A 14369-nucleotide genomic window follows, 5' to 3' on the forward strand; every position below is an offset into this window, starting at 1 on the left:
CTCTCTTTCGTCAATAGAAAATTAAAAAGTTTTTTAATTTTAATTTGAGATATCTTTAATTATGATGTCTGCTATGAATGAAAAGTTTTTAAGTATCGATAAAATTATTTTAACTCAAGGGCAAACGACGGTTAATGCCCTTCTATTTAGGCCACCTAGCTCAAAGCTCAAAGACACCGGATACGCCATCTTTACTCATGGTTACACGTCTCATAAGATCAGTATCTTCTCGTGGGCACAAAAACTTTGCGATGATGGAATCCCAACTCTTATCTTTGACCAACCAGGTCATTTTACGGGATCATTTCATGACGTTGCTTCATTTGAAGACTTTAAAAATGATGCGCCAATGCTTTTTGGCCATGCCCTAAATAAATTAAAAGAAGCTTATCCTAACCAACAAGACAAACTCTTAGTGGGTGGACACTCTCTCGGTGCCCTAACTTCTATTCTAGCAGTCCAAAATAACTATTTTGAAGGCCTTGATGTTCATCACTGCGGTGTTGGCTTCGGAGTTCCACCAGAAGGCGTGACACACGTATTTGATACGCCATTTTATCAGGCCACAGTTAAGGCCCGTGCGGAACTTGTTTCAAAACACCTAGCACCAGAAATAATGTTTCCTTGGATCAAGGATCAAAAGTATCACCTAACTCTATCAAACCATAAGATTCATCTCATCTCAGGTGAAGACGATGTCGTTGTCGGTAAAGAAGGTATGGAAAACTTTGCTAAGCTTTTAGAGAACCTTGGTAATACTGTGACAATGGATAAACCAAAGAAGCTAGGCCACCACCTTCCAGATATGGCCGGTAGTTTTATCAAAAAATATGCAAAGAAAATTGGATTACTTTAAATAAAGCCTAAGATTTTTAAGCATCCCCACGCGCCCCGTGCGCTCAAGCGGGGTGCCTTTAAAAACTCTTCGATACTCACGATTACTCATTTCCTCAAGGTCACAAAAAATATCCTCCAGTGGTCTCATTAGAAAGAAGTCGATGAATTGCTTTCCATTTTCTTTGAAAGCACTTGAATCCGCATCAAGCTTCCTTTCTAGCCTCTTATTCCAAGGGCAGACATCTTGGCAAATATCACAACCGAAGATTTCACCATTTGCATTCTCAATTCCACTTGGTGGAAAGACTTCTTTAAAATGTTCGATGGTAAAAGTTGAAATACACTTATCAGCAATGATGGTTCTCTTTTCAATATCGATGGCAGCAGTTGGGCAAGCATCACCACAACGAGTACACTGGCCACAGTGATCTGTTTCAAACTTGTCACTAGGTGCTTCAACTTCCTTATTTAAAAGAAGTGAGCCAATGATAAAGTAACTCCCAATATGGCGATTAATAAGCATTGAGTTTTTTCCATACCAACCAAGTCCTGACTGATAAGCAAAATCACGCTCAAGAATTGGTTGTGTATCAAGTGAAAATTTAAAGTCTAATTCAGGGTCAAGTTTTTGTAACTCTTCTCCAATTGCTTGAAGCTTATCTCTTACCTCGAAGTGATAATCACGCCCCTTGAAACCAACGACGTAATTGGCTATTTTTAGTCCATTGCTTTCACCACTCTCATAGAATTTCTTTGCACTACGAGCAATGTGAGAATAATCAAATGCAATGACAAGTGTGGATTTAATATCGGGATAATAGTTTTTTAGATCTTCTCTTTTAATAGCGCGATCATCCGCAAGGTAGCCCAAGGCCCCATGAAGGCCATCTTTAATCCAGCTTTTAAAACGTTCTAAGGACTTAGGTTTAGATTCAGTGACGACACCCCAAACTTCAAGACCTTGAGTACTTAAAATATTTTGGATGTCGTCTTTTTTGATCATGATTTGTCGATAATCTCAATCGCACCAGTTGGACAAACTCGAATACACTCGTAGTCTAGAGTACAATGCTTAATTTGATCCTTGTTGAGTTTAGTAAGTTTTGTCTTCTTATCTGCAACCCAAATTTCATGTGGGCAAATAGAAACACAATTCTGACAAGTCGAACAAATATTATGGTCTAGTAGGATTCTTTTTTTTTTATCTTCCCCTACTTCAAAAGTCTCTTCCCCAGCTTCCTCGTGGTGACGAGCTTCCTTAATAATCTCAACCTTAACAGAGTTAGAGTAACCTTTAGAAAAGATCTTCCCATCTCCTAATGTCACAACAATTTTATCACCGTTGTATAGGCCCATCTTCTCTTTAGCATGAGAAACAATATACTTAACGTAAGAGCCAGTATCTTGAACTTCCTCATCAACAAGATAAGGATAGACGCCCCAGTAAAGACAGATACGTCTTGCTGTACGAAGATTATGAGTGACTCCAGCAACTGGAGTTTGAGGTCTAAACATTGAAACCTTACGACAAGAGTTTCCACCCTCAGTTACCGCAAGAATTCTTTTGGCCTCAACTTTTTCAGCAATCATTGATGCTGCAACCATAACTGATGAGTTGACAGAAGAAAGGTCAATATTTCTAAGAAGTGGACGCTCTTTTGGGGTCTTCTCCGCTTCATAAATAATATCATTCATCATTTGAACGGCCTCAACAGGATATGCTCCTGAAGCCGATTCACCAGATAGCATAACGGCATCAGTTCCATCCCAAATAGCATTGGCAACATCACTCGCCTCTGCTCTCGTTGGTGTTGGAGCATCAGTCATACTCTCTAGCATCTGAGTCGCTGTAATAACCGGAATCATACGGTCATTACACTTTTGAATAAGATCTTTTTGTATTGAAGGAACCAAGTGGTTTCCAACTTCAACTCCCATATCCCCACGTGCAACCATGATAACGTCAGTTACATCTAAAATTTCTTCGATATTATCAAGGGCCTGTGGCTTTTCAATTTTAGAGATAATTGGAACCCTAACTTTTAGTTTATGAAGAAGGGCCTTTACCGACATAATATCTTCTTTCTTACGAACAAAAGAAAGAGCGATATAATCAATATTATGTTTAAGAGCAAACATTAAATCTGCTTCATCTTTATCAGTAAATGCTGGTGCTGAAACTTCACAGTCCGGAAGGTTAATTCCCTTATTAGACTTAAGCTCTCCTCCAATCAATACTTCGATTTTATAGACATCACGATCTCTAGTTATTGCCTTTGCAATTAACTTTCCATCGTCAAATAGGATTCTTGCACCATCATGACAGTCATCAACTAATTTTTCATAAATCGTTGGAATATAACAATCTTTATATTCAGGATAATCTGCTTGCTTAGAAGATGGACCAATAACCCAAGTGTCTCCATTTTTTAGCTGTAGACCATTTGGTAATTTATCTGTACGAATCTTTGGACCTTGTAGGTCAATAAGAATGGCAACTTCTCTACCGATATTTTTTGAAGCTTGGCGAATATTAGAGATGAGCTGGGCGTGTGACTCATGAGTTCCGTGACTCATATTAACACGTGTTACATTAACACCGGCCATGATGAGTTTCTCAATCATTTCAACTGTATTAGAAGATGGCCCTAAAGTCGCAACAATTTTAGCGCGACGGACTTTGCCCATTCCCATTATCTCTCCCTGAATTCTTATATGCTATGTCTTTTTTTTATGCTTTTCGAGATTCTTGTTGATCAGAGAACATTCCACTTCTGATCTCACTAGATCTCTCTTCTAATGCCTCAGCATTTGCCGCGCGAATTTCTTCCATGCGATTTTCATACTGATTAATTAGATTTGATCTTTCAAGTTTTGAGTTCTCATAAAGAGTGTTGTATTGATTCTCAAGTTCAGTAACTTTTGAAACATACTTTCTTTGTGACTCATCTCTTTCTCGAGCAATCATATCTTCATAATACTCTACCATTCTTTTAACTTGAATGTCTGCTCTTTGTTTAACCTGAGAAAGTCTCTTGTCGAACTCACCACGTAAGTTAGATACGTTACTGTGATTTTCACGATCTTTCAATGCAATTGCATTTCTCGTTTCTTCTTTAAGCTGATTTGACTCAAGGCTTTGAGTCATTCGAATTCTTTCAATTTCCTTAGCATTGGCCTTTTTAAGTCGGCTTAACTTTGATTCATAAGAAGAAATTAACTTCTCATTAGTCTCTTCTAATTGTTCTATTTTTTGAGTTAGCGACTTAGCAAGCTTATCCTTACTCTCAATAAAATGCTCTTTAGCTTCTTGCATTTCTTGAGAGTGTTTCATATGTGTATCTTGAATAAACTTCTTTGACTCATCCGCAAAATCAGCTTGCATCTGAGAGACAGCTTCAGTGTTACGATCACTCATTTTTTGGACAGTTTCCCCAAATTGAGCTCTCTGTCTTTCAAGAATCTTCTTTGATTGTTCTTTATCATTATAGGCTTCAAGTTCTTTTTCCTTAACCTGACGTTTAAAGTTTCCTTGTAGCTCTTCCACATCTTTATTAAGCTCAATATTAATATCGCTCAATGTATTGCTCTTAAACTTGGCCATATCCTTTTCAAGTTCAGCAATATACTCTGATGACTTTTGTTTTTGTGAACGTAGCGCTTCTTTCGTTGACTGGGCACGACGTCTTTCCTGGATATCGGCATTGAAACGGTCCGTATCAATTTGATCACGAATATTTTTAATTCGCGTCTCATACCCTCTTTGCGTCTGGTCGAGTTTATCATTGAAAACATCTTCACGACTACCACCAGCTAACTTCTGATTCATCTCACGTCTTGCACGATATAACTCTTTTGCATGACGATTCTCAAGGTCTTTTGCATTTTGAGAGAAGTCTCTTTGCTCAACCTGTCTCTTTCTTGAGTTTCTATCATTGATTTCTTCAATTGAATTCTTAAAGCTCTTTTGATTTTCAGAAAGTTGCTTATCCTTTTGAGCAGTCATATCTGAAATTCGTTGCTCTTGATAATCCTTAAGAGACTCTTCTCTACCCTTGTGGGTCTTTCTTAGGCCATCAACATCATCAGTAAACTTCTCATATAAACGAGCACGTTTTTCACCGCTTTCTTTTAGTTGATCTCTCATTTCATTTTCATAGTTTGAAATAAGTTCACGGCGATCTTGCTTTGTTTCTAACTCATGAGAATGGGCCTTATCACGCGAATCGCGGTAAACCTTATCAATCGTTTCATTGAAGTGGTCGTTCATCTTTCCCATTGTCGAGTCAAATCTTCTCTGTTGAGAAGAAAGACGGTGATCCATATTAGAGCGATCGGCCATCCCCTTTGTCTCATAAGCTTCACGAATATTTTTAAAACGTGTATCAAACTGATCCTTAATATCCTTACGATCACGTTCAAACTCACGCTTATTACCATCTATTTTACTTAGATAATCTTTTTGCTGCTCTTCAATTCTTCTCTTTGTATCAGCACTAGCTGTTTCTCTAAATTGGTCTTGCCTCTCTTCAATTTTACCAAGAGAGTTATCATAGGCTTGACGCTGTTTATTTAAACGATATTCTTGAGTATCTTTTAATTCACCAACCTCACGATTATGGTTCTTTCGTTGCTCATCAATAGTGTGCTGAAAATTTTCGCGGTGTTGTGAAAGTCTCTTTGAATAATCTCTAACGTCCATATTTTTCTTCCGATTTAGATGCAATAAGATATTATATACCCCTTCTATTCTATCAATTATGCCCAATATAAAAAGGCCGGGAATAAATGCCCCGGCCTTAGTATTTTCAGTCTTTCAGACTAATTTAGTAATGTATTTCTAAATTATTTTCCTAATTCAGAATCGATAAGCTCTTTGAATACTTCAAATGGTTGTGCACCATTAATTAGCATACCGTTCACATAGAATGTTGGAGTTGATTTAACACCTACATCAACACCTTCTTTAACAGTAGCATCAACTTCTGCTTTCATACGTCCAGAATCAAGACATTCATCAAATTTCTTCTGATCTAGGCCAACAGCTTTCGCTTTTGCCTTAAGTCCAGATACTGATAGTCCTGCTTGGTCAGCAAACATTGAATCGTGAAGCTTCCAAAATTTTTCACTCGCCTGCTCATTTGCACAAAGTGCAGCTTCCGCAGCTTTTGCAGCGTCTTTATGGAAGTTTAGTGGGAAGTTTTTGAAAACGATCTTAACTTTATTTCCATAAGTTTTCTTGATCTCATTCATGATCTCAACACCCTTTGCACAGTATGGACACTGAAAGTCAGAGTATTCAGTAATAACAACGGCCGCATCTTTTCCACCAAACATCGGCTCTTTACCTGTTACAGGAATTTCAAAACGAGGTCTCTTTGGTCTTTCTAGGTAGATTTCAACCGGACTATTCTTAGTTTTTTGCGCTAGGTATGCTTCAATCGCATCACGCTTTTTTGTGTTCTTTAAGAAATCAACAATTCTTGCCTTTAACTGAGGGTTTACATCAGGAATATTTCTTTCCTTAGCAAACTCATTAATTTCTTTATCAGAAACCTTTACATCTTTAGCAACAACTACATCAATGAATTGCTCCATCGACATTGAACTTCTTGCTGGATCTTCATTTTTAAAGTTCTCTAAAAGATAGGCCTTAACCTTTCCCAGTTTCATTTCATAAACTTTTAATTGGGCCTCATATAATTCTGCTTCAGAACCTTTAAAAAGTTCATCATGACTAACTTCTTTTCCATTGAATTTAATCACTGCAGTGGCATTTGGTGCCTTTTTAAATAAGAAATTTGGTTTTGAATTTACTTCGCTCGTACACGCAATCATTCCAATTGCAGAAATAGCAACTAGGCCAAGAGCTAGCTTGGATTTTTTAAACATAATGATCTCCTTACATCAATTTAAACTAATTATATGTAAAAAAGAGAAATAATGCATTAGTGTTCACGTCATTTTTTTGTCAATTCGATAATTGCTTCACAAATAGATCATATTGCGGCGAAGTATTTTTAAGTTCTTCATGGACGCCTTTAGCAATTATTTTTCCACCTTCCATAACAAGTATCTGCTGAGCATCAAGTATTGTTTCTACTCGATGGGCCACGATAATTGTAACGGCCTGCTTTTGAACAAAGAGAATCATTTTACGAAGCGCCTCTTCTAGATCACTATCTAAAGAAGAAGAAATTTCATCAAAAAGAACAATTGGCTTCTTTAAATAACACGAGCGAATCGCCGATATAAGCTGCTTTTGGCCAAGTGAGATCTCATTTTGATCAAGCACAGTATCTGGCCTAATGCCCCATCTCGAAAGATAAGAGATCTGCTCACAAACTTCACTCCAGAAGGCATCAAAATTTCCAAAGCCTGCTTGTCCCATTGTGATATTAAACTCAACAGTTTCAGAAAAGATATGTGAGTCTTGCGATACAATTCCAATTAGTTCACGGTATTCATTAAAGTCATCAATATAATCAAAGTTATATTCTTTCTTAACTCCACTGTGATTTTCAACAAATACCTTTCCTTCATCAGGAATTATATTTGCCGCCATGATATTTAGAAGAGTCGACTTCCCACTTCCAGAAAGCCCAACGATACCGATGAGATCACCTTGGCGACAATCAAAAGAAATATCTTCTAATGTAAAAGGTGTGGAATTCTCCCCTTTTGCAGGATAAGTAAATTTTTGAATTTCAATATGCATTTTTTCAACATCATATTGGCGTCTCTTTGCATTAATATCGGAAGACTTCTCCTTACCTAAATCAACAAGGAATTCGTTGATGCGTCCAACCCCAGTCGCTGCTCTTTGAATATTGGCAACTTTTGATGAAACATCTTTAATAGGATTAATTGAGCGCTGAATTAAATCGATAAGAGCAAAGATTAATGCAACTTGAGTAATCCCGCTATTTGGTATGATGAAGATGGCACAGGCCAAGAATACAGGAAAGAGAGACTCTGCAAATGAGTAGTACGAAGCATCCCAAACATTTGAAGAAAGGATCTTCTTAAGAAATTCATCAAAAACAAATAAAGACTTCTTCGACGTATATTGATCTGCCGGATTATAGTAATTTTCTCTCACACCACCAATCAGGTCTGCAACAACGCGGTAAAGTTTAGCGCGTGAATTTCTAACACTTAAGAAAACGGCACGCATATACTTAGAACACCAAATTAAAACAAAGCAGGCCCCAAATTGAATTGCTGCAAGATATACGCCAGCAACAGCATTAAGGCTCACAAAACTAATGAGTGAAGCAACCACAAAGAAGATATCAATAATGATTCCAAAAGTACCTGAAGTCACAAGCTCTCTCAAACTCTCCGTATCACTCATAATACGAGCTAAAACCTCTCCTTGAGGGTAGCGATCATTACGATTCTCTTTTGATGTTTGAAGCTCAACACTTGAAAGCCACTTTCCATAACAATGAGTTCTAACAAATTGAACTAGGCCTACAACATAGCGATTGATAATTAAGTTATAAACAGCACGATTTAGAGCTGTTGCCAAAAAGATAAACGTCATGATCCCAAGAGTCTGACGATAAACTTCTTCAACTTCATAATTTGCAGTTAATTTTGTAATTAATTGTGGAAGTGCAGCACCAAGCGCACTTGAAATAATAAGGCATACCACCATGCTTATTAAATACTTCCCACTACCTTTATATAATAGGAATTTAGATGAGTTGTTTTCTAAAGTGCTCATAAATTCCTCCTTCTTGTTTTTGTGTAAAGTCGACAACTTTTGACTCTTCTCTTAGCCCTTCACTTTCGCAGATCAAACTTAAGTGATCGCACTGTACTGCTGTTGTATATCTGTGAGTCGACATAATAAGAGTACGGCCTTCAAATATTTTCATAGCATTTAGTTGACTTAAGATCTCTCTTTCTAGAACAACATCAACCGAAGAAAAAGGATCATCCCAAACAATAAACTCACTCTCAAAAAGTAGTGACTTTATTAAAGAGACACGTTTAATCTGACCACCAGAGAGCCTCTTGCCGTTTTCCCCTACAACTAGGTTAAACAAGCTCTTGCGATCAGATGCTAAGTAATCCAGGCCAAAGATTTTTAAGAGCTCATACGCCTTAGAAAGTTGCTCTTCATTAAAGTCTCTTCCTAGCGCTAAGTTTTCTAAAATAGTTCCATTATAAAGATACGGATCTTGAGCAACGTAGCTCGTACTGCGACCTTGCATCTTTAAAACTTCTGAAATCTTAACGAGTAACTCAGACTTTCCACAACCAGTTTTTCCAACGATTGCATTCTTTTCATCTTTCCAAATCTTTAGATTAATATCGTTATCCCAAAATGGAAGTTGTAACTCAAATGATTCACTCTTCTCTTTAAAAGAGAATTCTCTTTTAAGCATTGTTTCAAGTTCACTTTCTTTATCTAGGACAGCAACTAATTCCCTTACTCGTGCCCACGCTCCTGCCGAACGAGTAAAGACAACTCCAATCCAAGCAAGAAACATAATTGGCTCTAGGAATAAGTAAACAAAACCAGAGAATAGAATTAGCGAGGATGCTCCTAGTTGCTCAGTAAAGATAATATAGGCACCCCAGATTAGCGATAGTCCAACACCTGTAGGCATAAGAGGAATCGAAATCCCTACACGCTTACCTGCTTCATAAAAGTTATCAAGTTCTTCCAAGGACTTCTTTGCAAAGAGGTCCATAAAGGCCTTCTCCGCGTGAAAGTTTTTAATCGTCTTCTTTCCTGCGTAAGTTTCAATAATGATATTTTGAACCTCACCTTGAAGGTCTTGAGTTTTGCGGTAAAACTTTCGATTTGTTGAAACGATGGCACTGAAGATAATAAATGCTACAAACATCGGAAGTAGAGCAATAAAAAGCTCTTTATTAAAACTCAAAAGTTTTGGAACTAGTATTGAAAGAGCGATGATAATATTTGCAATCTGCAGGAGAGCAAAACCAATCAATGCTCTTACGTGCTCAAGGTCACCACCAATAATTTGAAAGATTTGTCCCTTTGGATAGTCTTTATAACGAGAAGGGCTTACCTTCTCTAATTTCTTCATCAAATCAAAACGTAGAATCTTTTGTAGAACCCTTGCAGGATAAAAGAATAATAGCCTCGATGAAGTTCTAAAAACAATAATTCCCAAGGCCAATAAGAATAAATGCCCTACAGGAATAGAGATACCTTTTGAAATTTTCTCGGCCAAGTCCTTCGCTATAAAAGGAAGTTCACTTTGGATATTGTGAGTAAGGTAGAGGCAAATAAAGGCCCCAATATAGAAGTACCAGTATTGGACAAACTGCGTCACCACCAGTGATGTTAACTTTTTATTAAGATAGTCTTTCATTCCAGCAAGTCTACTTGAATTACACCCATCAGTCACCTTTCTGTTTCTTGCTCGCAGAAATGAAATGTGAAAATACATTCTTAATTTAAGTTAAATTTACCTTCTCAAACTTGGTTATAAGAATAAAGCTAGCTAAAATCCTACAAAATTAATTGGTTTCATAAAATACTAAGTTTCAAAAACTATGTTTAAGGAAAGAAAGTGATCTATCTCGTAAGCTTACTAACGATTTTAATTCTCTGTTCAATTATGGTCATCACTCATCAGGCCATCAAAATTAAACAGCTTGAAGTTGAAGGCCGTGACCTCTCGCGAAGGCTCGAAGAAAAGCAACACCTACTCTCCGTTTTATTTCACGACTTATCCAATTCCACGACCCTCCTTTCACTACTTAGCGACTCCTCACTACTGGCAATGAAAGATAAGGATGGAATATTACAAAACTTAGGTCGCGTAAGTGGCGTCATTGAGAATATGGCCGAGCTTATTCAACATATTCGTAAAATCCAATCAATTGAATCCGGTAAATCAAATATCAAATTAGAACCAGTCCCATTAAAAGAATCCATTGAAAATTCAATACAACTCATTAGAAAAAGACTTGAAAAAAAGAGTCAACATATCCGTGTCGAGTTTGAGGAACAAGATATCCAGGCCATGGCAGAACCATCATCACTTTGTCATAGCGTCTTTAGCAACCTTCTCACTAATGCCTCAAAGTTTTCCCCTGAAGGCTCAGAAGTCTTGGTAAGGGTTACTCAACGAAACTCTGTTATACGTGTTGATATAACTGACCAAGGAATCGGCATCCCTGAAACAATGATAAATAGTCTCTTCTCTTTTACTAATGAGACCCACCGTGAAGGTACTCACGGAGAAGAAGGCTCAGGCTTTGGTCTACCCGTTGTTAAAAAATATATGAAATTCTATGGGGGAAATATCAAGGCATTTAATAATATTGATGGCATCGGCTCTACTTTCACCATGACATTCGTTAACGCTGCAACGAATAACCAAGACAACATTGAAAAATCAAAAACAGAACCTAAACAAAAGAGAAAGCCTTTGCGCGAAGTAAATCAATAAATGTGCTGGAGATAAAAAGCGAATTGTACTTGATAAGGTCAAAGATGGTAGGACTATGCAGATTCGAACTGCAGACCTCTACCATGTCAAGGTAGCGCTCTAACCAACTGAGCTATAGTCCTACAAGTGTCTTAAAGTAGAGAAATAATATTCTAATTCACCAAACACGTCAAAAGATAAAATTGACGCACACACCTAAGCAACATCGTTGCAATTTTGCTAGTATAACTAAAAATCATGGAGGAATAATGAAAAATATTATTATGATATTAATTCTATCTAGTTGTGCTGTTTCAAAAACAAAGCTAACTCCTGCTGGAGAAAAAGTAAAAGTAACATATCAAAAGCCACGCCATAAAAACTGTAAGCCTTTTACAAATGTTGTTGGTGAGAATGAAAATGGAATTAAAGACCTTGCCGTAAACCATGCCATTAATCTAGTTGCAGATGAAGGTGGAGACACAATCTGGATTAAAGAATCTGTGAACGAAGGAAATGTGTGGAAGGTTTTTGGACTTGGCTACCACTGTAAATAAGAATAAGGATTTTTAATGATAATTTTAGATAGTGCAAAAAAAGCAATCGAAAACTTTTCAATGCCTGATCATGTAGGGTTTGGAAAAGTACTACTTCCAATCATGGCAACATGTGAATACAAACGTGGAGAATGGGGCGAGCTTGAAGTTAAGCCTTATGGCAAGCTGGAGCTAGATCCAACATGTAAAGTTCTTCATTATGGACAAGAGATCTTTGAAGGAATGAAGGCCTATAATTTTAAAGGCAATGGACCGAATCTTTTTAGGCCCCTTGAAAATTACAAGCGTTTCAATCACTCGGCAAAACGAATGGCAATGCCAGAAGTTCCAAAAGAAATCTTTACTGCTGCTGTAAATACAATCACTAAAATGGGTGAAAACTATATTCCAAAACGTGGTGGTGAGTCTCTTTATATTAGGCCATTTATGATTGCCACAGAAAATAACCTTGGGATTAAACCAAGTGAAGAATTTCTTTTCATGGTAATTGCCTCACCTGTTGAATCATACTTTTCAGGTGGAAGCTACAAGCTTCTTATTGAAAGAAATATGATCCGTGCATGTGCAGGAGGAATGGGAACGGCCAAAACAGGTGGTAATTATGCTGGTGCCCTAAACGCTGGTGTAAGAACTCTTAAACTTGGTCTGCACCAAACTCTATGGCTATCGGCCAGTGACCGTAAATCGATTGAGGAATTAAGTGGAATGAACTTCTTTGCTGTCATTGACGGTGAAATTCATACTCCTGAACTAACAGAGACAATCCTTGATGGAATCACTCGTCGTTCACTCATCGATATTGCTCGTCACAAGGGTTACAAAGTTGTTGAGCGAAAGATTAGCATTGATGAATTAATTGAAGATATTAAGTCGAAGAAATGTACTGAGTGCTTCTCATGCGGAACTGCCGCTATCATCACGCCGATCTGCTCTTTACACGAAGAGTCTGGTGAGTTCTATAATATTCAAGAAGAGTTTGGACCGGTTTCAAAAGAGCTTCGTGAGACTCTCCTGGGAATCCAAGAAAAAACAATTGAAGATCCATTTAACTGGGTCGTTGACCTTTAAAAGTTATGAAATAAAAAAGGCCCTCATCTGAGGGCCTTTGTATTTCTACTTCGCTAAATTTGGAAGGATTTGAAACATAACCATTGCAAGGATTGTTGGGAAAAGTGCTCCAAGAAGAAGCTTACCTGGGTTAATCCCATCTTTTCCAAATGTCCCTTTAAGGATACCAAAACCAGCTGGGTTTGGCGCGTTAGCAATAACAGTTAAACCACCACCGGCAACAGCACCAGCAACTAGGTTGTACTTAGCTGAATCTGTTAGATCAACTAGAGTCCCTAGATAAGTAAGAGCTGCGTTATCTGTAATAGCAGTAAGTGAAGTTGCACCTACGAAAAGAACAAAGTCACCTAGCTTAGTTAGAATTGGTTGTAGCCACCAACCTTGTTGTCCACCTAGAGTTACTAGACCAGCAAGGAAGAAACCAACAAGAAGTGATTCTTTTAGCTTGATTTCGTCTTGGTACTCTTTTGTAACAGTTGTGAAACCTAGGAAGAATAGGAATAGACCTAGGAAGAAAACCATGTGGTGAGCAGAGAAAACAACTAGCCCCATAAAGATAATATGAATTAGAGTCATCCACCAAGTTGGTGCCATCCAATTCTCATGCTTTTGTTTAATTTCAAGCTTTCCTTGAAGTTCATTTTTAAACATGAATGCAATAATTAGAGTTCCAATGATAATTGAAATTGTTGCCTTGTAACCAAAGTTTGTAATCATGTGAACAAATCCCCAGTGCCATTTTGAAGCAACCATTAGTACAGGAGGTGCAGCAAAGTGAGAAAGTGTTCCACCGATTGATACGTTTACAAAAAGTAGACCAATCGTTGCATACTTAAACTTAAGACTCATTTTCTCATCAGAGAAGAAGTAATCTAAAAGGATTAAAGCAGTAACTGTCATAGCAGCTGGCTCAGTAATAAAAGACCCTAGAATTGGCCCAATGATAAGAGCTGAAACATAGAAGGCCATCTTACCAGGCATTGGAATAAGCTTTGCAATCATCCCAATAATTTTTTCAGCAAGCATAATGATTGGCCTCGTCCCTGCCATACACATAATAACGAAAACGAATGCCGCTTCTGTGTAGTTTACATCTTGCTCAAGATATTTAAGTGCCCCACCAATAACCTGGTGTGCATTATCATAAACTGCAAAACCTTGAGTGGCGCTATAGTAAACAATAAAGGCCGCGGCCCACATACCGAATACTGCTTCGACTTCACCTAAGAAGTGAAGAAGGTTTTCCATCATTGATCCTTCCGGATACTTGTGAGCTAAGTGTTGAATTTTTGAAACTAGAAATGTGTGCAAAATTGCACATGCGAATAGAATCGTCCCTACGAGCTGTAGATTTGTTGGATTCATGAAACTTCCTTTGTAAATTGTGATCCTCTTTATTTTATTCTTGTCGGCAAAGGTGCGCAAGTACTGAAATTTCCAAACACCTAAAATAATTTACTATTTTTGTAAACTTTTTCTAAAC

Annotated in this window: 11 protein-coding genes and 1 tRNA gene; 4 read left to right on the forward strand and 8 right to left on the reverse strand. The window is 37.6% G+C overall.

Annotation, left to right across the window (positions count from 1 at the left end; genetic code table 11):
• The first annotated feature begins 73 nt into the window (after positions 1 to 73).
• Positions 74 to 856 carry an alpha/beta hydrolase gene (locus ABMA72_RS15705; RefSeq protein WP_393057857.1) on the forward strand — a complete coding sequence of 261 codons (783 nt, stop codon included), beginning with the start codon at positions 74 to 76 and terminating at the stop codon, positions 854 to 856.
• Here ABMA72_RS15705 and queG read toward each other — a convergent pair.
• The 6 genes from queG to ABMA72_RS15735 form a co-directional block, all read right to left on the reverse strand.
• Positions 848 to 1840: a tRNA epoxyqueuosine(34) reductase QueG gene (gene queG, locus ABMA72_RS15710; protein ID WP_392859957.1), complete on the reverse strand. Its 993-nt coding sequence runs from the start codon at positions 1838 to 1840 to the stop codon at positions 848 to 850. The two genes, ABMA72_RS15705 and queG, sit on opposite strands and share 9 nt — an antisense overlap.
• A complete protein-coding gene (gene pyk, locus ABMA72_RS15715; protein WP_392859955.1) occupies positions 1837 to 3531 on the reverse strand; it encodes a pyruvate kinase in 1695 nt (564 codons plus the stop codon). The genes queG and pyk overlap by 4 nt, the downstream gene beginning before the upstream one ends.
• A 37-nt stretch (positions 3532 to 3568) precedes the next feature.
• Entirely contained in the window at positions 3569 to 5539 is a 1971-nt protein-coding gene (locus tag ABMA72_RS15720) for a hypothetical protein (RefSeq protein ID WP_393057859.1), read from the reverse strand.
• Between the two features lie 143 nt (positions 5540 to 5682).
• The gene (locus ABMA72_RS15725) at positions 5683 to 6729 is read right to left on the reverse strand and encodes a DsbA family protein (protein WP_392859951.1); all 1047 of its coding nucleotides are present in this window, start codon (positions 6727 to 6729) and stop codon (positions 5683 to 5685) included.
• Between the two features lie 79 nt (positions 6730 to 6808).
• Entirely contained in the window at positions 6809 to 8569 is a 1761-nt protein-coding gene (locus ABMA72_RS15730) for an ATP-binding cassette domain-containing protein (RefSeq protein ID WP_393057860.1), read from the reverse strand.
• On the reverse strand, positions 8541 to 10196 hold the full coding sequence (locus tag ABMA72_RS15735; protein WP_392859950.1) for an ABC transporter transmembrane domain-containing protein: 1656 nt from the start codon (positions 10194 to 10196) through the stop codon (positions 8541 to 8543). The genes ABMA72_RS15730 and ABMA72_RS15735 overlap by 29 nt, the downstream gene beginning before the upstream one ends.
• A gap of 201 nt (positions 10197 to 10397) precedes the next feature.
• Between ABMA72_RS15735 and ABMA72_RS15740 the strand changes: the two genes are divergently transcribed.
• Positions 10398 to 11282, forward strand: coding sequence for a sensor histidine kinase (locus tag ABMA72_RS15740; protein ID WP_392859949.1), 885 nt, complete (start codon positions 10398 to 10400; stop codon positions 11280 to 11282).
• Positions 11283 to 11327: 45 nt separating this feature from the next.
• On the opposite strand, the gene ABMA72_RS15745 is transcribed toward ABMA72_RS15740, so the two are convergent.
• Positions 11328 to 11404 (reverse strand) — tRNA-Val (locus ABMA72_RS15745).
• A gap of 126 nt (positions 11405 to 11530) precedes the next feature.
• Here ABMA72_RS15745 and ABMA72_RS15750 point away from each other — a divergent pair.
• Both ABMA72_RS15750 and ABMA72_RS15755 read left to right on the forward strand, forming a co-directional pair.
• Positions 11531 to 11818: a hypothetical protein gene (locus ABMA72_RS15750; protein ID WP_392909344.1), complete on the forward strand. Its 288-nt coding sequence runs from the start codon at positions 11531 to 11533 to the stop codon at positions 11816 to 11818.
• Between the two features lie 15 nt (positions 11819 to 11833).
• Positions 11834 to 12886, forward strand: coding sequence for a branched-chain amino acid aminotransferase (locus ABMA72_RS15755; RefSeq protein ID WP_393057862.1), 1053 nt, complete (start codon positions 11834 to 11836; stop codon positions 12884 to 12886).
• A gap of 45 nt (positions 12887 to 12931) precedes the next feature.
• Here the strand turns inward: ABMA72_RS15755 and ABMA72_RS15760 are convergent, their stop codons facing one another.
• Entirely contained in the window at positions 12932 to 14251 is a 1320-nt protein-coding gene (locus ABMA72_RS15760; RefSeq protein ID WP_392859944.1) for a putative Na+/H+ antiporter, read from the reverse strand.
• Positions 14252 to 14369 lie beyond the last annotated feature (118 nt).

The organism is Halobacteriovorax sp. CON-3, assembly GCF_043196995.1.
Taxonomy (GTDB): Bacteria; Bdellovibrionota; Bacteriovoracia; order Bacteriovoracales; family Bacteriovoracaceae; genus Halobacteriovorax_A.

What these genes read in the sequence shown, in the direction of transcription:
- ABMA72_RS15705 (WP_393057857.1), top strand. Translation starts at nt 74, where the DNA reads ATGAATGAAAAGTTTTTAAGTATCGATAAAATTATTTTAACTCAAGGG.
- queG (WP_392859957.1), bottom strand. Translation starts at nt 1,840, where the DNA reads ATGATCAAAAAAGACGACATCCAAAATATTTTAAGTACTCAAGGTCTT.
- pyk (WP_392859955.1), bottom strand. Translation starts at nt 3,531, where the DNA reads ATGGGAATGGGCAAAGTCCGTCGCGCTAAAATTGTTGCGACTTTAGGG.
- ABMA72_RS15720 (WP_393057859.1), bottom strand. Translation starts at nt 5,539, where the DNA reads ATGGACGTTAGAGATTATTCAAAGAGACTTTCACAACACCGCGAAAAT.
- ABMA72_RS15725 (WP_392859951.1), bottom strand. Translation starts at nt 6,729, where the DNA reads ATGTTTAAAAAATCCAAGCTAGCTCTTGGCCTAGTTGCTATTTCTGCA.
- ABMA72_RS15730 (WP_393057860.1), bottom strand. Translation starts at nt 8,569, where the DNA reads ATGAGCACTTTAGAAAACAACTCATCTAAATTCCTATTATATAAAGGT.
- ABMA72_RS15735 (WP_392859950.1), bottom strand. Translation starts at nt 10,196, where the DNA reads ATGAAAGACTATCTTAATAAAAAGTTAACATCACTGGTGGTGACGCAG.
- ABMA72_RS15750 (WP_392909344.1), top strand. Translation starts at nt 11,531, where the DNA reads ATGAAAAATATTATTATGATATTAATTCTATCTAGTTGTGCTGTTTCA.
- ABMA72_RS15755 (WP_393057862.1), top strand. Translation starts at nt 11,834, where the DNA reads ATGATAATTTTAGATAGTGCAAAAAAAGCAATCGAAAACTTTTCAATG.
- ABMA72_RS15760 (WP_392859944.1), bottom strand. Translation starts at nt 14,251, where the DNA reads ATGAATCCAACAAATCTACAGCTCGTAGGGACGATTCTATTCGCATGT.